Annotated in this window: 17 protein-coding genes; 11 read left to right on the top strand and 6 right to left on the bottom strand. The window is 70.8% G+C overall.

Annotated features, from left to right (window positions below):
* The first annotated feature begins 2 nt into the window (after positions 1-2).
* Genes F4560_RS33245 through F4560_RS33235 form a run of 3 tightly spaced genes read left to right on the top strand, consistent with a single transcriptional unit; the run spans position 3 to position 2,334 of the window.
* Positions 3-1,139, top strand: coding sequence for a glycosyltransferase family 4 protein (locus F4560_RS33245; RefSeq protein ID WP_184926896.1), 1,137 nt, complete (start codon positions 3-5; stop codon positions 1,137-1,139).
* A gap of 54 nt (positions 1,140-1,193) precedes the next feature.
* The gene (ppgS, locus tag F4560_RS33240) at positions 1,194-1,883 is read left to right on the top strand and encodes a polyprenyl-phospho-N-acetylgalactosaminyl synthase PpgS (protein WP_184926894.1); all 690 of its coding nucleotides are present in this window, start codon (positions 1,194-1,196) and stop codon (positions 1,881-1,883) included.
* Between the two features lies 1 nt (position 1,884).
* On the top strand, positions 1,885-2,334 hold the full coding sequence (locus tag F4560_RS33235; RefSeq protein WP_184926892.1) for a DUF2304 domain-containing protein: 450 nt from the start codon (positions 1,885-1,887) through the stop codon (positions 2,332-2,334).
* Between the two features lie 483 nt (positions 2,335-2,817).
* On the opposite strand, the gene F4560_RS33230 is transcribed toward F4560_RS33235, so the two are convergent.
* Positions 2,818-3,759, bottom strand: a complete 942-nt coding sequence (locus tag F4560_RS33230; RefSeq protein WP_184926890.1) for an NAD-dependent epimerase/dehydratase family protein — start codon at positions 3,757-3,759, stop codon at positions 2,818-2,820.
* Between the two features lie 41 nt (positions 3,760-3,800).
* Positions 3,801-4,625 (bottom strand): HAD family hydrolase, encoded by an 825-nt coding sequence (locus tag F4560_RS33225; RefSeq protein ID WP_184926887.1) that lies wholly within the window; start codon positions 4,623-4,625, stop codon positions 3,801-3,803.
* Positions 4,626-4,659: 34 nt separating this feature from the next.
* On the opposite strand from F4560_RS33225, the gene F4560_RS33220 reads away from it, so the two are divergent.
* The 5 genes from F4560_RS33220 (at position 4,660) to lhgD (ending at position 9,994) form a co-directional block, all read left to right on the top strand.
* Entirely contained in the window at positions 4,660-5,562 is a 903-nt protein-coding gene (locus tag F4560_RS33220) for an LLM class flavin-dependent oxidoreductase (RefSeq protein ID WP_184926885.1), read from the top strand.
* A 44-nt stretch (positions 5,563-5,606) separates the two neighbouring features.
* Complete coding sequence (locus tag F4560_RS33215) at positions 5,607-6,716, top strand: glycosyltransferase family 4 protein (protein WP_184926883.1); 1,110 nt, start codon at positions 5,607-5,609, stop codon at positions 6,714-6,716.
* Positions 6,717-6,851: 135 nt separating this feature from the next.
* A complete protein-coding gene (gene gmd, locus F4560_RS33210; RefSeq protein ID WP_184926881.1) occupies positions 6,852-7,886 on the top strand; it encodes a GDP-mannose 4,6-dehydratase in 1,035 nt (344 codons plus the stop codon).
* Positions 7,870-8,784 carry an NAD-dependent epimerase/dehydratase family protein gene (locus F4560_RS33205; RefSeq protein WP_184926879.1) on the top strand — a complete coding sequence of 305 codons (915 nt, stop codon included), beginning with the start codon at positions 7,870-7,872 and terminating at the stop codon, positions 8,782-8,784. The genes gmd and F4560_RS33205 overlap by 17 nt, the downstream gene beginning before the upstream one ends.
* Positions 8,785-8,806: 22 nt before the next feature.
* The gene (gene lhgD, locus F4560_RS33200; protein ID WP_184926876.1) at positions 8,807-9,994 is read left to right on the top strand and encodes an L-2-hydroxyglutarate dehydrogenase; all 1,188 of its coding nucleotides are present in this window, start codon (positions 8,807-8,809) and stop codon (positions 9,992-9,994) included.
* Positions 9,995-10,048: 54 nt separating this feature from the next.
* On the opposite strand, the gene serS is transcribed toward lhgD, so the two are convergent.
* On the bottom strand, positions 10,049-11,299 hold the full coding sequence (serS, locus tag F4560_RS33195; RefSeq protein WP_184926874.1) for a serine--tRNA ligase: 1,251 nt from the start codon (positions 11,297-11,299) through the stop codon (positions 10,049-10,051).
* Between the two features lie 638 nt (positions 11,300-11,937).
* Here serS and F4560_RS33190 point away from each other — a divergent pair.
* Positions 11,938-13,089: a glycosyltransferase family 4 protein gene (locus F4560_RS33190; RefSeq protein ID WP_184926872.1), complete on the top strand. Its 1,152-nt coding sequence runs from the start codon at positions 11,938-11,940 to the stop codon at positions 13,087-13,089.
* Positions 13,090-13,207: 118 nt separating this feature from the next.
* A complete protein-coding gene (locus F4560_RS33185; protein ID WP_184926871.1) occupies positions 13,208-14,467 on the top strand; it encodes an MATE family efflux transporter in 1,260 nt (419 codons plus the stop codon).
* Between the two features lie 78 nt (positions 14,468-14,545).
* On the opposite strand, the gene F4560_RS33180 is transcribed toward F4560_RS33185, so the two are convergent.
* Positions 14,546-15,142: a class I SAM-dependent methyltransferase gene (locus F4560_RS33180; protein WP_184926869.1), complete on the bottom strand. Its 597-nt coding sequence runs from the start codon at positions 15,140-15,142 to the stop codon at positions 14,546-14,548.
* Positions 15,143-15,282: 140 nt separating this feature from the next.
* Between F4560_RS33180 and F4560_RS33175 the strand changes: the two genes are divergently transcribed.
* On the top strand, positions 15,283-16,818 hold the full coding sequence (locus F4560_RS33175) for a DUF2142 domain-containing protein (protein ID WP_184926867.1): 1,536 nt from the start codon (positions 15,283-15,285) through the stop codon (positions 16,816-16,818).
* A 147-nt stretch (positions 16,819-16,965) separates the two neighbouring features.
* On the opposite strand, the gene F4560_RS33170 is transcribed toward F4560_RS33175, so the two are convergent.
* Both F4560_RS33170 and F4560_RS33165 read right to left on the bottom strand, forming a co-directional pair.
* On the bottom strand, positions 16,966-18,048 hold the full coding sequence (locus tag F4560_RS33170) for a class I SAM-dependent methyltransferase (protein ID WP_312869627.1): 1,083 nt from the start codon (positions 18,046-18,048) through the stop codon (positions 16,966-16,968).
* On the bottom strand, positions 18,045-20,696 hold the full coding sequence (locus tag F4560_RS33165; RefSeq protein ID WP_184926865.1) for an HAD family hydrolase: 2,652 nt from the start codon (positions 20,694-20,696) through the stop codon (positions 18,045-18,047). The genes F4560_RS33170 and F4560_RS33165 overlap by 4 nt, the downstream gene beginning before the upstream one ends.
* Positions 20,697-20,852: the final 156 nt, after the last annotated feature.

Here is a 20,852-nt window from a genome sequence, read left to right as displayed (position 1 = left end):
CCGTGCACCTGGTCGACATGCCCGTCTACTACCCGCCGCACAAGGGCGGGGTCGAGGCGTACGCGCACGAACTGCACCGGCGTTTGCTGGAAGCCGATCCGAACCTGCGGATCACCGTGTTCACGTCGGCGGTCGGCGCGCCGGCGGGTGTGCAACGACTGGGCGAGCGGTGGACCGTGGTGCGGTGGCCCGGCCGCGAGGTGGTCTCGCACTACCCCGTGCCGTACCCCGGTTTCACCCGGAAGCTGCGCGCGCTGTGCGGCCCGGACACGGTGCTGATGACGCACACCCGGTTCTACTGGCCGCACCTGTGGGCGTCGCTGTTCGCCAAGCGGGCGCGGCTGCGCCGGGTGCACGTGGAGCACGGGTCGAGCCCGGTGCAGAGCGGCAACCGGTTCATCCGGTTCGTCGCCGACGTCGTGGACCGCATCACCAGCCAGCCGGTGCTGCGCTGGGCGGACGACGTGGTGGCGGTGTCCCGGTCGGCCGCGCGGTTCGTCCGCGACCTGGCCGGACGTGAGGCGCGGGTGCTTTACCGGGGGATCGAACTGCCGTCCGACGTGGTGGCGTCGACGCCCGTGGGCGAGCCGGTGGCCTGCTACGTCGGCCGGCTGATCAACGGCAAGGGCGTGGGCGACCTGCTCACCGCCACGGCGGACCTGCGCCGGCGCGGTGTGCCGCTGCGGCTGCGTTTGTGCGGCGACGGGCCGGCGGCCTCCGACCTGCGGGCGCAGGCGACCAAGCTGGGGCTGGCCGACCACGTCGAGTTCCTGGGCGCGGTGGACCACGACACGGCGTTGCGCGAGATCGCCGCGTGCACGGTGTTCGTGAACCCCAGTTGGACGGAAGGCCTGCCCACGACGGTGCTGGAGGCGGCGGCCATCGGCCGTGCGATCGTGGCGACCGACGTCGGCGGCACCGCGGAGATCATCGACGACGGCGTCACCGGCAGCCTCGTGCCCGCCCGTGACCCGGACGCGCTCGCCGCTGCCCTCGAAGCGGCGGTCACCGATCCCGAACGCGAGGCGCGGGCGGACAAGCTCGGCGAGGTGACCCGGGAACGCTTCTCGTGGGACCGCAGCATCGCCGCGTTCGCCGCGATGCTGGTCGGCCACGACCCGGACCGGCAGGCACGCTAGCCTTGTCCGGCAGACACCCCCATTTTCTTCGGCAAGTTCGGCGAGGAGGCCGCTGTGGCGGACCAGTCTGACGTGTGGCTGGTCGTGCCCGTCTACAACGAGGCACAGGTGATCGCCGACGTCGTGCGCAACGCGCTGGAGACGTTCCCGAACATCGTGTGCGTCGACGACGGTAGCCGGGACGGCTCGGCCGACGCGATCCGCGGGTCCGGGGCGCACCTGGTGCAGCACCCGGTCAACCTGGGTCAGGGCGCGGCCATCCAGACCGGCGTCGAGTACGCCCGGTCGCAGCCCGGCGCGGAGTATTTCGTCACGTTCGACGCCGACGGCCAGCACCAGGTCGCGGACGTGCTGCGGATGTTGGAGCGGCTGCGCGCCGAGCCGGTCGACATCATCGTCGGCACCCGGTTCAAGGGCGACGACTCGCACATCCCGCTGATCAAGCGCGTGGTGCTGAAGACCGTGGTCGCCATCAGCCCTCGGCTGCGGAAGTTGAAGCTGTCGGACGCGCACAACGGGCTCCGGGTGTTCAACAAGAAGGTGGCCGAGGAGCTCCACATCACGCTGAACGGCATGGGCCACGCGTCGCAGATCGTCGACATGATCTCGCACCGGGGTTGGCGGGTCACCGAGGAACAGGTCGAGATCCTGTACACGGAGTACTCGATGGCCAAGGGCCAGTCGCTCATCAACGGCGTGAACATCCTGTTCGACACGGCTCTCAAGACGGGGTCCAAGCGCTGACATGCTGATCCAGTTCCTGCTCATCGGCGGGGTCATCGTCCTGCTGGTGTTCTTCCTGCGCCACCACGGCACCACCAAGACGGCGGCCGGGGTGAAGATCGGTTTCGCCCTCTTCATGGTGCTGGCGGCGGTGGCCGTGCTGCGGCCGGCGGACGTGTCGATGCTGGCCGAGTTCGTCGGCGTCGGGCGTGGTACCGACCTGGTGGTGTACGCGCTCGTGGTGGCGTTCGGGTTCGCCACGATCAACACGTACCTGCGGTTCAAGGAGTTGGAGCTGCGGTACGCGCGGCTCGCGCGGGCGATCGCGCTGCGCAACGCCGAGCCGCCGAAGCACGACGACGCTGTCGCGGCCGTGGACGGCAATGTGGATGGCAACGTGGCGGCCAACGCGGAGGCCACCGTGGACGCCACTGCGGACGCCGACGCGAAGGACCAGGCCCGCAGCGCCTGACCTTCCCGGCCACTGCCGGTATTGGGTCACTGCGGGTTCGGCCACTGCGGGTCGGCCACCGCGGGGAGGGTCGATCGGCCGCCCTTGAGTGTCCGACCGGCCAACCGCAGACTTCGGCGGCTACCGGTCAACCGCAGGCCACAGCGGCTGCCGCCCGACCGCAGTGCTCGACGGCTACCACTCGACCACCCACGCCAGTGATCACCCGCTCCGGCGACCGCCTGCGTCCGTGACCGCCGACTTCGGTGACCAACCGCCCCGCTCGACCGCCCGCTCCAGTGGCCCGTCGGTGACCGACGACCCGGTTGTCCACAGCCGCCGCAGTTGTCCACAGGCGGCCCTCCGACCGCAGCGGACTGTCGGTCCCTTCTGGAAGTATCAAAATCAGGGGTCCCCTGGGCGGGGGACCCCTGATTCAAGGAGCGGTTCGGCAGGGCTGCGGGTGGCTCGAGGCCTGGCCGGCAGCGCCGAGACGACGTGGGGTCAGGCCTGGAGCGACCGGAAGTAGTCGACGGTCAGGCGGACGCCGGTGGCGATGTCCACCTCCGGCTTCCAGCCCAGCTCGGCCTGCGCCAGGGACGGGTCGATCGCCGACGCACGCAGGTCACCCAGCCGGGCCGGGGCGAATTCCGGCTCGTCCGGCACGCCGGCGGCCTGGGCGACGAGGGTGTGCAGTTCGCGGTCCGAGACCTGGTGCGCGGTGCCGATGTTGTACCGGCGGCCACCGCCCGCCTCACCGGACGCGGCCACGAACGCTGCCACGACGTCCTCCACGAACACGTAGTCACGCGTGTTGCCACCGTCGCCGAACACCTTCGTCGGACGCCCCGCCAGCAGCGCCGACGCGAAAATGGCCACCACGCCCGCCTCGCCGTGCGGGTCCTGCCGCGGCCCGTACACGTTCGCCAGCGCCAAGTGCGTGCACTCCAGCCCGTACAGCTGCCGGTACGTGTTCAGGTACACCTCGCCGGACACCTTCGACGCGGCGTACGGCGACTTGGGGTTGATCGGCACCGTCTCCGTCACCGGCAGCACCTCGGGCGTCCCGTAGATCGACCCGCCGGACGACGCGAACAGGATCTTCCGCACCCCGGCCTTGCGGGCGGCCTCGGCGAGGTTCACCGTGCCCAGCACGTTCTTGGTGGCGTCGAGCAGCGGCTCGGCCACGGACACCCGCACGTCGATCTGCGCGGCCAGGTGGAACACCACCTCGGGCCCGAAACCGGCGACCACGTCGGCCAGCTCCGGCGACGTGATGTCCACCTGCGAGAACGTGTGCCGGTCCGCGGTGGCCGGGTCGACCGGCGCGTTGCGCTTGCCGCGGCTCAGGTCGTCCACGACGTGCACCTCGTGCCCGTCCCTCAGCAGCCGGTCGACCAGGGTGGAGCCGATGAAACCGGCGCCGCCGGTCACTAGTGCGCGCACGAGAGCGTTCCTCTCAACAAGGCAAGCGGGTCACGGGCAGCCTAGAACCAGCGCTCCAGGACCAACGCCACCCCGTCCTCCGAGTTGGCCGCGGTCACCTCGTCGGCCGCCTCGAGCGCGTCCGCGTGCGCGTTCCCCATGGCCACCCCGTGACCGGCCCACCGCAGCATCGGCACGTCGTTGGGCATGTCCCCGAACGCGAGCACACCGCTCGCGGGCACGCCGAGGCGTTCCGCGACGGTGGCCAGGCCGGTCGCCTTGGTCACACCGGGCGCGGCGAACTCCAGCAGGCCCGCGTTGGTCGAGTACGTCATCGCCACCTGGCCGTCGATCAGCGGCCCGACCGCCGCCGCCATGTCGGCCGACGCCATGTGCGCGTGCCTGACCAGCAGTTTCACTGCCGGCCGCCCGAGCACGTGTGCCCGCTTGTGGCCCGGCAGCGGCTGGGCGCCCTCGTCCCACGGGTGGTTGTAGAGCTCGTCGGCGACGAAGTCGGAGTTCATCGGACCGCCGTCACGGGCCGTCTCCGCCACGCTCTCGGAGGCCATCGAGCAGCCCGGCAGCACCTCGTCGAGCACCGAGGCCAGGTCGTTGAGCTGCACGGGGGTCAGCAGCTCGGCCGACAGCACGCGGTCCGCGCCGATGTCGTAGACCACCGCCCCGTTGGAGCACACCGCGTACCCGGTGAGGCCGGCCGCGTCGGCGACTTCCGGCACCCAGCGGGGCGGACGGCCGGTGGCCAGCACGAACGGCACGTCCGCCGCCAACACCCGGCGAACCGTGTCCGCCGTGCGCGGGCTGACCCGACCCAGGGTGGTGAGCAGGGTGCCGTCGACGTCGGATGCCACAAGGGAAGGTCTCTGCACTCCCCCATGGTGCCCCGTCGGATAACGTCGCCGGGTGCGCACTGGCATTGTGATCCTGCCCGAACACCGCTGGTGGATGGCCGAACACAAGTGGAAGGCCGCCGAGGAGTACGGCTTCCACTACGCGTGGACCTACGACCACATGGGGTGGCGTTCGCTGGTCGACGGACCGTGGTTCGGAGCCGTTCCGACGCTGGCAGCAGCGGCGTCGGTGACCAGGAAGATCCGGCTCGGCACGCTCGTCGCCTCCCCGAACTTCCGCCACCCGGTGCCGTTCGCGCGAGACCTGCTGGCCCTGGACGACCTCACCGACGGCCGGTTCACGCTCGGCGTCGGCGCCGGAGGTGTGGGGTACGACACGGAGGTGATGGGCGACACGGCGCTGGACATCAGGCAGGGCCCGCGCAGCCGGCAACGGCGGTTCGAGGAGTTCGTCGGCTCGCTGGACATGCTGTTGGCCCAGGAGCGCACCACGTTCAGCGGCGAGTACTACGAGATCCGGAACGCCCGGAGCGCCCCGGGCTGCGTGCAGCGGCCACGGCTGCCGTTCGTGGTGGCGGCGAACGGGCCGAAGTCGATGGCGGTCGCCGCGCGGTACGGCACGGGCTGGGTCACCACCGGGCCGGAGACCGACGACGAGGCCGAGTGGTGGCGGGGCGTGGCCCGGATGACGGAGACGTTCCGGGAGGTGCTGGCCGGGATCGGCCGGGCCAAGGAGTCGATCGACTTCCACCTGAACGCCGACTCGTGCCCGGTGTACTCGCTGACCAGCGTGGAGCACTTCCGGGACGTGGCGGGCAAGGCGCGGTCGCTCGGCTTCACGGATCTGATCACGCACTGGCCGCGCGCGGACGGCGTGTACGCGGGCAGTGAGGCGGTGCTGGAGCAGGTGGTGACCGACGTGCTGCCCGAGTTGGTCGCCGGCGACACCCGATAACGCCCGTGGGAGACGCGTCCGGCCGCCGGCCTACGATGAACGCCGTGCCTCTTCGCATCGCGGTCGACCTGGTCTTTTACACGGGGCGCAAGGGCGGCACCGAGAGTTACGCACGCGGGCTGTTCCCCGTCCTCGCCGCCGCGCACGACGACTTCAGGTTCGTCGGCATCGGCAACCGCGAGCTGGCCGAGCAGCCGCCGGAGTGGTTCCCCGGCGAGATCGTGCCGCTGCCGGTGTCCGGGGAGAACCGCGCGGCGTGGGCGGCGGCGGTGGCGCTCGCCGTCGGGCCGCGGGCCCGTTCCCTCGGCGCGGACCTCCTGCACTGCCCGTCGAACTTCGGGCCTGCCGTCCGACTGCTGCCGACCGTGGTGACGGTGCACGACATCCTGGGCACCCGGCACCCCGAGTGGGTGCAGGGCCGGCTGGCGCGCGGCGTGCAGGCGTTGACCAAGGCGACCGTGCGCGCGGCCGACCGGATCATCACCGACAGCCAGGCCTCCGCGGACGACGTGCACGAGCTGCTCGGCCGTCCGATGGCCGACATCGACGTCATCCACCTCGGGGTCAAGCCGGTCGACGTGCTGGCGCGCTCCGGTGAACGGGCCGGGCGGCCGTACGTGCTGGCGGGTGGCAACCGCATGCGGCACAAGAACTTCGACGGGCTGCTCGAGGCGTGGGCGCTCATCCCGGCCGCTGAACGCCCGAAGCTCGTCATCACCGGCAGCCACGGCGACGACCCGCTGCGCCCGGTGGTGGAACGCCTCGGGCTGGGCGGCGACGTCGAGCTGCGCGAGTGGGTGAGCGCCGACGAGCTGGCCGCCCTCTACGACGGTGCGAGCGCGTACGCGTTCCCGACCCTGTTCGAGGGTTTCGGGCTGCCGGTGCTCGAAGCGATGGCGCGCGGCTGCCCGGTGATCGGCTCGGACATCCCGGTGCTGCACGAGGTCGGCGGCGACGACATGGCCTACTTCGACCCGCGCGACCCGGCCGCGATCGCGACCGCCGTCCGCAAGGTCGTGGGTGATCCCGACGCGCAGGCCGCGATGGCCGCCGCCGGGCGCAAGCGCGCCGAGACGTTCACCTGGCAGCGCACCGCGGACGCGACCGCCGAGGTCTACCGGTCGATGGCCCGAACGACGGCCCGGACGAGATGACGCGCCAGGTCGAGGTGGCAGCCCACGCCTGACCGCAGGCCTTGGCAGGCCCGCACTAGACTCCCGCGAACGCGATGTTCGGACAACATTTGTGCGTCGCCTGATGCATTCGAGAGCAAGGAGCCAACCACCGTCATGCGGACCGCACTCGTCACCGGCATTTCCGGTCAGGACGGCGCCTATCTCGCCCAGCTGCTGCTGGAGAAGGACTACCAGGTCTACGGCGCGTACCGGCGCACGAGCTCCATCAACTTCTGGCGGATCGCCGAGCTCGGCATCGAACAGCACCCGAACCTGCACCTGGTCGAGTACGACCTCACCGACCTGGGCAACAGCATCCGGCTGCTGGACACCACCGGCGCCGACGAGATCTACAACCTGGCCGCGCAGAGCTTCGTCAGCGTCTCCTTCGACCAGCCGACGACGACCGCGCAGATCACCGGCATCGGCGCGCTGAACCTGCTGGAGGCGATGCGCACGGTCCGCCCGGACGCGCGGTTCTACCAGGCGTCGACGTCCGAGATGTTCGGCAAGGTGCAGGCGGTGCCGCAGACCGAGTCGACGTCCTTCTACCCGCGCAGCCCGTACGGCGTGGCGAAGCTGTTCGCGCACTGGACGACGGTGAACTACCGCGAGTCGTACAACCTGTTCGGCTCCAGCGGCATCCTGTTCAACCACGAGTCGCCGTTGCGCGGCCAGGAGTTCGTGACCCGCAAGGTCACCGACTCGGTGGCGAAGATCAAGCTCGGCAAGCTGGACGTGCTGGAGCTCGGCAACCTCGACGCCAAGCGCGACTGGGGTTACGCCAAGGAGTACGTGGACGGCATGTGGCGGATGCTCCAGGCCGACGAGCCGGACACGTTCGTGCTGTCCACCAACCGCACCGTGACGGTCCGCGACTTCGTCTCGCTGTCGTTCGCCGCCGCCGGCATCGAGCTGCGCTGGGAGGGCTCCGGCGAGTCCGAGCGCGGCCTGGACGCGGAGACCGGCCGCGAGCTGGTCCGGGTCAACCCCAAGTTCTACCGCCCGGCCGAGGTCGACCTGCTGATCGGTGACGCGTCGAAGGCCAAGGACGTGCTCGGCTGGGAAGCGAAGACCACCATCGAGGAACTGTCCAGGATGATGGTGGAGGCCGACATCGAGAGGAACGAGCGTGGGTTCTCCTTCTGAGCCGACGCGGGTCCTGGTCACCGGCGTCTCCGGCTTCACCGGGCGGCACGTCGCCGCCGAGTTGATCGCCGCCGGCCACGAGGTCGTCGGCCTGGCGCACGTCGCCGGCTCGGGCGCCCCGGTGCCCGGTGTCGTCGTCCACCGGGCCGACCTGCTCGACCGCGACGGCCTGCGGTCGGTGGTCACGCAGGTCCAGCCGGACGCCGTGGTGCACCTCGCGGCCGTCGCGTTCGTCGCGCACGGCGACGCGGACGACCTGTACCGGTCGAACGTGGTCGGCACCCGCAACCTGCTCGAAGCGGTGAGCGAGGCGGAACGGCAGCCGCGCATCGTGGCGCTGGCGAGCAGCGCGAACATCTACGGCAACACGACCGTCGAACCCATCCACGAGGACGTCCCGCCCGCTCCGGTGAACGACTACGCGGTGAGCAAGCTGGCCATGGAGCACATGGCGAAGCTGTGGGCGGACAAGCTGCCGATCGCGATCACCCGGCCGTTCAACTACACGGGCGCGGGGCAGGACCCGAAGTTCCTGATCCCGAAGATCGTCGACCACTTCCGCCGGGGCGAGCGGAAGATCGAGCTGGGCAACACGAAGGTCTGGCGCGACTTCGGCGACGTCCGGAACGTGGCCCGCTACTACCGCAGGCTGGTCGAGGCCGCCCCGGCGGGCAGCACGCTCAACCTGTGCTCGGGCGTCGCGCACTCGCTGGCCGAGGTGCTGGACATGATGGCGTCGATCGCCGGGTACGAGATCGAGGTCGAGGTGAACCCGGCGTTCGTCCGGGCGAACGAGGTGGTCCGGCTGGTCGGCAGCCGGCAGCGGCTCGTCGACACCCTCGGTGACGATCCGGTGATCCCGTTCGCGGAGACCCTGGAGTGGATGTACTCGGCGTGACGCCGCACTAGTGTCTGCGGCTGTGCGACGAGTCGTGGTTATCGGTGGCGGGATCGTCGGGCTGGCGACCGCGCGGGAGTTGGCGCGGCGCGGGCACGACGTGGTGGTGCTGGAGAAGGAGCCGCAGTGGGCGGCGCACCAGAGCGGCCACAACAGCAACGTGGTGCACGCCGGTCTGTACTACAAGCCGGGGTCGCTGAAGGCGCGGATGTCGGTGGCGGGCAACGCCTCGATCATCGCCTACGCGCGTGAGCACGGCGTGCCGGTGGACGTGTGCGGCAAGCTCGTCGTGGCGACTTCCCCGGACGAGCTGCCCAGGCTGGACGCGTTGGCGGAGCGGGCCGCGGCGAACGGCGTGAAGGCGCGGCGGATCGGCGTGGACGAGGCGCGGGAGTACGAGCCCGAGGTGGCGGCGGTGGCCGCGTTGCGGGTGGAGAGCACCGGGATCATCGACTTCCCGGCCGTTTGCGCGGCCATGGTGCGTGAGCTGAACGGCCATGACCTGCGGTTGCACACGCCCGCGTTGGCGATCCGGCGTGCGCTCAGCGGTGGTGGCGTGGAGGTGGCGACGCCGAGCGGTGTGGTGCGGGCGGACGCGCTGGTGAACTGCGCGGGCCTGCACAGCGACCGGATCGCGCGGCTGGCTGGCGTGACGCCGTCGGCGGCGATCCTGCCGTTCCGGGGCGAGTACTTCGAGCTGCGGCGGGAGCGGCGGCACCTCGTTCGAGGGCTGATCTACCCGGTGCCGGACCCGGAGCTGCCGTTCCTGGGCGTGCACCTGACCCGGATGCTGGACGGGAGCGTGCACGCGGGGCCGAACGCGGTGCTCGCGCTGCGCCGCGAGGGCTACCGGTGGCGTGACATCTCGGCGACGGACGTGTTCGACGTGGCGCGGTTCCCCGGCACGTGGCGGCTGGCCCGGCGGTTCGCGCGGACCGGTGCGGAGGAGGTGCTGCGGTCGCTGTCCCGCCGGCGGTTCGCGGCGAGCCTGGCCCGGCTGGTGCCGGCGGTGCGGGAGGACGACCTGGTGCGTGCGTCGGCGGGCGTGCGGGCCCAGGCGATGCGTGCCGACGGGTCGCTCGTGGACGACTTCCTGATCGACACCGCGCCGCGGCAGGTGCACGTGCTCAACGCGCCTTCACCCGCCGCGACGTCGGCGTTGGAGATCGGCCGGCACGTGGCCGGCGAGGTCGAGCTCAGCTGGGCCTGATTCAGCCGGGTCTGGTGGGCCTGATCAGCCGGGTCTGATTCAGCTGCGGCTTGATCAGCCGGCCTTGAGCACGTCCATGCCGAGGAACGGCCGCAGCGCCTGCGGGACGACGACCGAGCCGTCAGCCTGCTGGTGGTTCTCCAGGATGGCCACGATCCAGCGGGTGGTGGCCAGGGTGCCGTTGAGCGTGGCGGCGATCTGCGGCTTGCCGTTCTCGTCGCGGTAGCGCACGTTCAGCCGGCGGGCCTGGAACGTGGTGCAGTTCGAGGTGGACGTCAGCTCCCGGTACGCCTGCTGGCTCGGGATCCACGCCTCGCAGTCGAACTTGCGGGCGGCGGACGTGCCGAGGTCGCCCGCGGCCGTGTCGATGACCCGGTACGGGACCTCGATCTTGGCCAGCATCTCCTCTTCCCAGGCGAGCAGGCGGGCGTGCTCGGCCTCGGCATCCGCCGGCTTCACGTAGGAGAACATCTCGACCTTGTTGAACTGGTGCACCCGGATGATGCCGCGGGTGTCCTTGCCGTACGAGCCGGCTTCACGGCGGTAGCACGACGACCAGCCCGCGTAGCGCTTCGGCCCGTCCAGGATCTCGTCCGCGTGGTAGCCCGCGAGCGGCACCTCCGACGTGCCGACCAGGTACAGGTCGTCGGCTTCGAGGCGGTAGATCTCGCTCGCGTGCGCGCCGAGGAAGCCGGTGCCCGCCATGATCTCCGGCCGGACCAGGGTCGGCGTGATCATCAGCTTGAAACCGGCCGCGGTGGCCTGGGCGACGGCCATGTTCAGCAGGGCCAGCTCCAGCTGGGCGCCCACGCCGGTGAGGAAGTAGAAGCGCGAGCCGGACACCTTCGCGCCGCGTTCCATGTCGATCGCGCCGAGCTTCGTGCCCAGGTCGAGGTGGTCTACCGGCTCGAAGTCGAACTCGCGCTTCTCGCCAACGTGCTTGAGCACGACGTAGTCGTCCTCGCCTCCCGCGGGGGCGTCGCTGTGGACGACGTTCGGGACGGCGCGGTGCAGCTCGGTCATCTCGGCCTCGGCGGCGGACTGCTCGGCCTCGGCGGCCTTGACCTCGGCGGCCAGCTCCTTGCCCTTGGCCAGCAGCGCGTCGCGCTCCTCGCCCTTGGCCCGGCCGACCTGCTTGCCGAACGTCTTCTGCTCGCCGCGGAGCGTGTCGGCGCGGGCGATGGCGGCCCGGCGGCGCTCGTCGGCGGACAGCAGCGCGTCGACCACGGTCTCGTCCTCGCCACGGGCGCGTTGTGACGCACGGACGGCTTCCGGGTTTTCACGCAGTGCCTTGAGGTCAATCACAAGGTCAGAGGGTAGTACCCCGCACCCAGCGGTTTTCGTGGTGGTACGCGCCCACGCCGACCGCCCGCCACACCCCTCGACCGACGCCTTCGCACGTGGGGCGCCGATGCCCTCCGCAACCCCGCGCTCCCCCAGAGGCTCAGCAGAGGCTCCCTCAGAGGCTCCCGCACAAGCTCCCGGACAGGTCGCGCTCAAGCACCCGGACAAGCTGCCGCGCAGGTCACGCTGAAGCTCCCGCACAAGCTCCCGAAGAGGCCGCCCACCAGCTCGCGGACAACCTGCCGCAGAGGTCGCGCACAAGCTTTCCCGGACTGCCTGCCGCGCAGGTCGCACACAGGCGCACGCATAAGCTGTCGCAGAGGTCGCGCGCCGATCCCGCTCAGGCCACACCCCGGACACGCTGCCGCAGAGGTCCCCGCCAAGGGGATCCCTTGATTTGATTCTGCCGGCCGGGACCGACAGTCTCTGGCAGCCGGGATCCGCCTGTGGATAACTGCCCGACCCAGCCGCGTAACAGTGCCTCACCGGCGTTACAGCGGCTGTGTAGGGTGCCGCAACCGGGTGATTGCCCGGCCTGACCGTCGAACGGCTGGCCGATACGATTACCACCACTCCGAGTGTCAGACAGAGGAGCGCTAGTGCGCATCGCCATTGCCTTCGACTGCCTGTTCCCGTGGACCAAAGGCGGTGGTGAGCGGCTGTACCGACAGTTCGCCGAGGAATTCGTCGCCGCCGGGCACGAGGTCACGTACCTGACCCGGCTCCAGTGGGACGAGGAGCCGGTGATCGAGGGCATCAAGATCGTCGCGGTGAGCCAGGACCGCAACCTGTACGACGCGAACGGCGTGCGCACCATCGGCCCCGCCCTGCGGTACGCCTACGGCTTGGCGAAGCACCTGCGCGCGAACCGCCGCAACTACGACGCCGTGCTGGTCTCCGCCGTGCCGAGCACGAACGTGCTGGCCGTGCGCGCCGCGCTGATCGGCTCGAAGGTCGCCGTCGACGTCGACTGGCTGGAGGTGTGGCGCCCCGACCAGTGGCGCGCCTACTCGGGCCCGGTCATCGGCCGGGTCGCCGGCCTGCTCCAGTGGGTCGCCGCGAAGCTCAGCCCGATCGCCTCCTGCCACTCGCAGCTGCACGCCCGTCGGCTGGAGGCCGGTGGCCTGCGCGGCAGGGCGATCGTCAGCCACGGTCTGATCGACCCGCGGGAGGACGTGGAGCCGAACCCGACCGTCACGTCGCCGCCGCGGGTCGTCTACGTCGGCAGGCACATCGCGGACAAGCGGGTCGAGACGCTGCCGGCGGCCATCGCGGAGGCCCGCAAGTCCATCCCCGACCTCGAAGCGACGATCTTCGGCGAGGGCACCAGCCGCGCCGCCGTGCTCGCCGAGATCGACCGCCTCGGCCTGCGCGACGTCGTCCGCACCCCCGGTTTCGTCAGCCAGCAGGAGCTGGACGAGGGCATCCGCACGGCCGCGGTGCTGGTCAACCCGTCACAGCGGGAGGGCTACGGCCTGGTCGTGGTCGAGTCGTGCGCGGTGGGCACGCCGGTCGTCCTGGTCGAGGGCGACGACAACGCGGCCGTCGAACTGGTCGAGCCGGGCGTCAACGGGCAGGTGGCCAAGTCGACCGCGGGCATCGGCGCGGCGATCGTGGACGTCGTCAAGCAGGGCGAGGCGCTGCGCAAGTCGACCCACGACTGGTACGCCCGGGTGAGCAAGACCAACACGGTGCGCGCCTCGGCCAGGCAGATCCTCGAAAGGCTGGTCCAGGCCTCCGCCCTACGATGAGCGGCGTGCCCACCCGCGATGCTCTCGACCTGCTGTCCCTGACGCGCCGACGAGCCTGGCCGTCGCCGGACCCGGACGCCGGCACGGACGTGCGCTCGCGTGCGGGTGCGTGTCCGCGATGAGTGACAGCGGTAAACGCGCCGGGCTGTTGGTGCTGATCGCGAGCTTCGCCGGGCACGGCGGCAACTACCTGTTCTACGTGCTCGCCGCCCGCCTGGTGTCGACGCCGGCGGATTTCGCCGCGATCACGGCGCTGATCGCGGTCGGCACGATCACCTGGATGCCGGTGAACGGCGTGCAGATGTCCGTGACGCGGAACGTGGCGGTCCTGCGCACCTCAGGCACCCCCGGCGAGCTGTCCGCCTACCTGCGTCAGCAGGGCCGCCGGATGGGCATCGCGTGCCTGGTCATCGCCGCGGTGATCGCGGGCTTGAGCCCGGTGCTGGCCGATCGGCTGCACCTCGGCTCGCCGCAGCCGGTGGTCCTGGCGGCGCTGTGGATCGGCATGACGTGCATGCTGCTCGTCCTCACCGGCGCCACCCAGGGCCTGGAGCGGTTCGGTTACGTGGCGTTCGCGCTGGCGGGGCCGCTGGGCGCGCTGCGGCCCATCCTGCTGCCGCTGTGCATGCTGGTCGCGGGCATGTCGGGCAGCATGTGGGCGATGATGTTCGCGACCGTCATCGGTCTCGCGGTGATGTTCCCGCCGGTGGTCAAGGCCGCGAAGCCGACGCCGACGACGCCACCAGCCTCGACGAACACCCTGGCCACGATGATCGGGCTGCTCGCGTTCTCGTCGCTGACGAACGTGGACCTGCTGGTCGGGCAGGCGATGCTGGCGGAAGCCGACCGGGCCGTGTACGCGAGCGCCGTGCTGCTCGGCAAGGTGGCGCTGTTCGCGCCCGCCGCCTTGGCCATGGTGCTCCTGCCGAGGGCCGCCGCCGCGTTGGAACGGGGTGAGTCGGCCGAGCAGGCGGTGCTCAAGACGCTGGCCCTCACCGGTGCCGCCGGGCTCGCCGTGGCGCTGGTCCTGTGGCTCATGCCGACGTGGGTGCTGACGGTGACGTTCGGCCCGGAGTACGCCCCGTCCAAGCCGTTGCTGCCGGCGCTCGCCCTGGTCATGACGGCCGCGGCGGTGCTGTGGGTGCACCTGACGTTCGCCATCGCCCGCAAGAGCATGCGGATGATCGTCGGCCTGGTCGGCGTGGCGGTCGGGCACTGGGTGCTGCTGGCCCTGTTCCACGACTCGCCGTGGGAGATCATCGCGGCCTCGGGCATCGCGGTCGGCGTGGCCCTGGTGGTCGTGGAGTCCGGCTCGCGGTCCGGGTCGGTCCGGATGCTCCTGCGCGTCGCCAAGTCCCGGAAGGCCGTGGTCGGCTGATCCGCTGCCCCCGCCGTTCAGCGTGTGGCGGGGGCACCGGTCAGCGGACCATGCCGTTCTCGCCGGCGTGCGATCGGGTCAGTCCTTCGGCCGCAGCGCCAGCGCGTACACGTTGCGTCGCCAGCCGGGCAGCCACGCGGCTGCCTGGAGCAGCGCGGGACGGCGCTTGCCGGGCAGCATGCCGGACACGATGCCGGTGCCGGGCATGACGGACTCGTAGGACACCGTCCGGACGTCGAAGCCCTGGTCCTCGAACAGCCGGCGCATCGACGCGCGGGTCCACGGGCGGCGGTGCGTGTAGTCGTTCCACACCCATCGCTGCGCGTCCGGCGAGGAGGCGAACACCCGGCCGCCGGGCTTGAGCACGCGGCGCACCTCCCGCACCAGGGTGACCGGGTCGAGCAGGTGCTCCAGGACGTCCTTCAGCACCACCCCGTCGAACTCGGCGTCACCGAGCGGTAGTTCCTGCTCGAGGTCGGCCAGGCGGACGTCGATGCCCTGCTCCTTGGCCTTGCTCACGGTGGACTCGAAGTTGTCCAGCCCGACGTAGTCGGGGAAGAACTCGGAGACCCAGGCCGTGCCGCAGCCGACGTCGAGGATGCGGGAGCCCGGCTTGAAGTGCCGGACGACATCGTTGTAGGTGCCGGGCTTGGCGTGCCACTCGTGGTAACCCATCGAAACGTTCAACCGACTTTCGGCCGTAGGGTCGGGACAGGGCGTTCACAGGGGGAACGGGGGCTCAGTCCTGCGCTCCGTCGAGGTCGAGACCGGACTGGCGCAAGAGGGTCCACCACAGTCGCATAAGATACGCGGCCGTGACGAACCGACGTTCGGGTGCACGGCTTTGGCTGGTCGCCTTCATCGGCTTTTGCCTGTTGCACGCGGCCTGGGCGTTCGCCGCGCCCTTCGACGGCCCCCCGGACGAGGAGCAGCACTCGCTGCGTGCCGCGGGAGTCATGTACGGCGAGATCGTGGCCGAGAACCGGGGCCACACCGTGCCCCGGAGCCTGGACAAGAACAACGACGCGGCCGGTGCGAACCGCAGCTGCTTCCCGATGCAGGTCACGGTGCCCGCGAGCTGCGCGGAGGAGCCGGGCGGCGACTCCTCGACGATGCGGCGGTACGTCACCGCGGCCCTGTACAACCCGGTCTACTACGCGACGGTCGGCTGGCCGATCGGCATCTGGCCGGAGTGGAAGGGCATCATGCTCGCGCGCCTGATCAACGGCGCGCTGATGGCCGCGATGCTGGCGTTCGCGGTGGTGGGGGCGGTCCGCTGGACGAGGCACCGTGCGGTCCTGGCGGGCCTGGTCGCGGCCGTGACGCCGATGACCGCGCACCTGGGTGGCGCGATCAACCCGAACGGCATCGAGATCACGTCCGGCGTCGCGTTGGCGGTCGCGTTGATCGCCCTGCTGCACGAGAAGCGCGAGGACGTGAACCGGGCCGCCGTGGCGTTGGCGGGCGTGTCGGCGAGCGTGCTGGTGACGCCCAGGTTCAGCGGCGTCATGTGGCTGTTCGTGATCCTCGGCGTGATGCTGGTGCCGGTGTCGTGGCAGCGGCTGAAGTACCTGGCCAAGCAGCGGGTGGTGCGCGTCTGGACCGGGGTGGTGGTGCTGGCCACGATCGCCTCGGCGGCCTGGACGCTGTACACCAACGCGGCGGAGGTGGCGAAGCTCGACTACGGGTACCAGATGAAGGACGTGCTCAAGGCGGCCTTCCTGGACGTGTGGCCGAACGTCGCCAACCAGATGGTCGGCGTGATGGGCTGGGCCGAGACGCTCATGCCGCGGCTGGTCTACGTCGTCTGGTTCTCCGCGCTCGGGCTGCTGGTGCTCGGGGCGCTGGTGGTCGGCAAGCGGTCGCAGCGGTGGCGGATGACGGCGTTGTTCATCGGCACGTTCGTCCCGTACATCAGCATGGAGATCCTGCTGATCAACCAGACGAGCTGGTTCAACCAGGGCCGGTACTTCCTGCCCGGCGCCGTGGGCATCCCGCTGCTGGCCGCGCACATCCTGGCGCACCGGGCGTTGACGGCCGAGCACTTCCGGTCGATGACGCGGCTGCTGGCGTTCCTGCTGGTGCCGATCCACCTGCTGTGCCTGGCGTACACGATGACCCGGTGGCAGTCGGGTCTGACCATCCTCAACCCGTTGAAGGGCAGCTGGGAGCCGCCGTACGGGTCGGTGCTGCCGCTCGTGCTCGGCGGGGTGGCCGTGGTGGTGCTGATGGCCATGTACTGGACGGCGTCGCGGCTGCCGAAGGCGCCTGAGGACGAGCCGGAGGCTGAGGCCGGGTTTCCGGCACAGGTGACGGATGAGCCGGTTCCGGCGGGTGTCGGCCGGTCCTGAGCGTTGAATTCGGGGGTCCTGAACGTAGGACACGCGTGTTCTGAACGTAGGACTCACGGGTCCTGAAGGTTCGACACGCGGGGTCTGAGTGTTCGACTCGCGGGTGGTGGGAGGCCCGGGTGGTGGGCCGGGCCTCCTGGCCGAGGGCTAGCGGCGGGCCTTGCGGATTCGGGCGGCGGCGGCTCGGCCGAGGTGGTTCACGGCGGAGCCCAGGTCCGGCGGGGCCACCGAGAGCGGGTCGCGCAGCTGCTGCTCCAGCAGCTGGTTGGACCGTCTCAGCTCGCCGACCTCGGTCACCCGGCGGTCCAGGTCGGCCCGCAGGCGCTCGATCTCGTGCCGCTGCGCGGTGATCTGCTCGGCCAGCCGGTCCGCGTCGTCGGCGTGCGCGACGGCCTCGAACTGCATCTGGAGCACCCGCGTGTACAGCGCGATCCGGTTGCCCTCCAGCGTCGCGATCAGCTTCGACGACGTGAACGGACGCAGCTGGTCCATGATCTTCTTCGCGCCCGGCGACGTCTTGCGCAGCAAGAACCCGATGCCGAACACGGCCGGCACGATTTCGAGCAGCCACCCGGCGGAGCTGTGCTCGGTCACCGCGTCCTCGACCGCCGTCAGCACGCCGTTGCGCTCGCCACCGGCCTTGACGGCCCAGGTGAACGCCCCGAGCCCGACCAGTCCGGCCGGGGTCAGCTCGTCGTGCCACACGGTGGGCCCGTCGGCCGACGACTCGTGCTTGTCGTCACCGGTCAACGGCGAGGGCTCGTAGTACAGGTCCCGCCGCGCGCACGGCCACAGCACGTCGTTGAACACGACGACGGCGTCCGGCGCGTTCTCCATGATCCACGTGACCTCGGCGTGCACCACCGCGTAGTTGTGGTCGCCGTCGAGCACGTACAGGTCCGCGATCGGCAGCTCGGCCAGCACGGCCGGAGAGTGCCCCTCGACCAGGTGCAGCGCCGGGTTCTTCGCCAACGTGGCGCGCAGCTCGTCCGAGGGGAACGGGTCGACGCAGTGCACGGCCGACGCGCCCAGCTCGGTGTAGATGGAGCTGACCTGGCCGGATTCGACGCCGACCTCCACCACCGTGTCGATCTTCCGGTTGGCGAAGACGATCGCGAACTGCTCGCGCAGCGCCGACAGGGAGTGCAACATCGTCGGCAGTGTGCGGGCCGCCCTGATCTGGGCGTGCGGGTCGTCCCGGCTGCCGACGACGTCTACACCTTGGTTCACGAAGTTCCTCCCAGCCTGCGGATCGCCACCCGTGCGGCGCCCGCTGCCACACCCGTGGCCCCGCGGGCCCGGTACTCCTCGCGCAGTCTGCCGCTGATCCGGGCCACCCGGGAAGCCGCCGAAGGCGGTCGGGCCGACAGGTTCGACAGCGACTGCGGCAACAACGCGAACGCGACCGTGACCTGCCCGGACGACATGGGCGCGCCGGCGCGTCCGGCGACCCGCAGCACCATCACCGAGTCCGGCCCGCCGAACTCGACCATGTTCCCGCCGAGCCAGCGGCAGCCCGAGTAGGTGAGGCCGGCGAAGTCCTCCGGCGTCTCCCAGCGCAGCGGCTCGGCCAGCGGGCGGCGACCTGCGTTGCCCTTGACCTCGATCCAGTCGACCCGCACGATCGCGGGCCGGCCGGGGATCGACAGGGACAGGTCGATGATGTCGTGGTGCTCGAAGTCGAGCCGGGCGAACGACAGGCCGTTGCGGTTGATCCGGACGCGCCGGCTGCCACCGCTCTCCCACTCGTCGGCGCCGGTGCGGTAGTGCAGGGCCGTCTCGAACGGCTCACCGGACGGCTCGAACACGCTCCGGTCGAGCTGCCCGGCGGTCAGCGCCTTGCTCGCGGCGGCCAGGCCGGTGTCGGAGGAGGCGAGCAGCGCGGGCCAGAACGAGTCGCGCATGCCCAGGTCGTCCAGGTCGAGCGGGGACAGGTACGGCAGAGCCGCCACCAGGTCGTCCGGGACCACCTTGGTGACCATGGTGGAGCCGAAGTTGTCCTCGTGCGCCCAGTTGCCGAACACGGCGGCTTCACCGGGCGTGGGCGCCTTCAGCGCGGACACCACGATGTTCGCCAGCCGGTCCTTCGCCGCCTGCGGGCGGGCCAGGTCGGCCCACGTGCCGCCGGACGCCCGGACGTAGCTGTTCCACATGCTCTGGAACGCCAACATGCCCTCTTGGGCCGCCAGCCGCTCGGCGTTCTGCGTGATCGACTCGGTGACGCGGCCCAGCACCGGCGAACCGTCCTCGGCGAAGCCGACCAGCGAGCCGCACAGCGCGTTGACGCACTGCTCCAGCACCTCGGGGCTGCGCACGATGGTGGCGGCGATGTCGATCGGGTGGCCCGCCTGGGCCAGGTAGCCCTCGGCGCGCAGACCGGCCAGGTAGGCGCGCGAGGACCGGTCGTCGGTGGCCAGGTAGAGGCCGGCCGGCTTGATGTCGATGTCGGCGACCTTCAGCACCTGGGCGAGCTGGCGCTGGATGGTGCCGCCCCAGCCGAGGTCGACCAGGGTCAGGTCGGCGCTGTCCAGCGCGCCCACGTCGCGCAGGTGCCGGATCAGCCGCTCGCGGGCCGCCGTGACGGTGGCCTTGAGCCGGTTCTGGAGGTGCGGGGACTCGGTCAGCGCGATGCCGACTCGCTCGGCGATGTCGCCGTTGTCCACCACCGTGTCCAGCTCGTTGGCCAGGCTCGGCACCTCGCCCGCGCGCAGGTGCAGCACGGACAGCAGCTCGCGGATGGACAGCTTGTAGCTGCGGCGGATGAACTCGTGCACCGAGTCGGCGTCGAAGCGGTCCAGAGCGGCGACGGAGGTGACGTGGCGGGACAGCCAGACCGGCTTCGCCTCGACGTTCCACCCGCGTTCCCGGGCGGCGTTGTTGACGAGCGTGGACAGCAGCTCGCCCTCGCGCATCGGGCACCACAGCACGCGCGTGCCGGACTCGTGCGCCCGCCACGCGACCCACTCGGCGAAGCCGGTCATCACCGGGCCGAGGACGGCCGCGCCGAACCGCCAGGCGGTGTCGCGGCCGGACTCGGTGTCCGCGCCGTGCGCCTGGAGCACCTTGGCGCGCAGGCTGGTGATGCCGAAGTCGCCGTTCTGCTCGTCCAGGTGCGGCGCGTACGGGCCGAACGGGTCGGCCGGCTCGCCTTCGCGCTCCAGCACCACGGCCAGCGGCTGGTCGACGCGGCGGTAGTGCACCACCCGCACGCCCAGCTCGGCCGGCACCTCGATGTCGGCCACCTCGTTGTCCCCGATGTGGACGATCTGCTCGGGGGCGAGGTTCAGCTCGTTGAACACGATCTCGAAGAGACCGTTCGTCTTGTCCGTGCCGTGCTGGTGCGAGCGGAACACGGTCGCCTTGCGCAGCCCGTCCAGCTCCGGCCGGTCGAGCAGGTACGCCAGCTGCTCCTCGGTGAAGTACGTGTCCGAGACCAGCACGATCCGCACGTCGTTGCGGTCCGCCTCGCGGATCACCTCGGCCATGTCCAGGTCGACCACGGTGAACTCGCGCTCCACCTCGACCTCGGCCTCGACCAGCTTGTCCAGCAGGCCGCGGTCGAACGTGGCGGACGGCATGGCACGCCAGATGTCGAACAGCGACACCTCGGGACCGAGGTCGCCGCGGTCCTTGCGGGCCGTCACCTCGGCCTCGATCCGCATCCGCCGGAACGTGGCGTCGGTCATCCAGGACGGCGCCAGCCCGGCAGCCCTGAGTCTGGAGCCGAGGATGCCGAACACGTCCGCCGGACGGGGAACCCTGCGCCACAGGATGGTGTCGAAGACGTCGAACGACAGCACCGCGCACGACCGGTCCGCCACTATCCGGTGGACGTCCTCCAGCAGCGCGTGAGTGCGCTTGCCCTCGGCCTCGGTCATCGCGGCGACCCCCATCTGTAGTCCAGTTCCGTTGTGCACGCCAAAAACCGGGGGCGGCGCCGCGTCGCGAACGCCCACGGAAGCTCCAGCCGACCTGGCGGCCAACCATACCCGTGGCCCGGGTGGCGCCGGCGGGACGGAGTGATCCGGCCCGCC

Origin of the sequence: Saccharothrix ecbatanensis (assembly GCF_014205015.1) — a bacterium.
Lineage (GTDB): Bacteria > Actinomycetota > Actinomycetes > Mycobacteriales > Pseudonocardiaceae > Actinosynnema > Actinosynnema ecbatanense.
The sequence above is the reverse complement of the archived record's forward strand: the minus strand, read 5'-3'. Positions and strand labels throughout refer to the sequence as shown.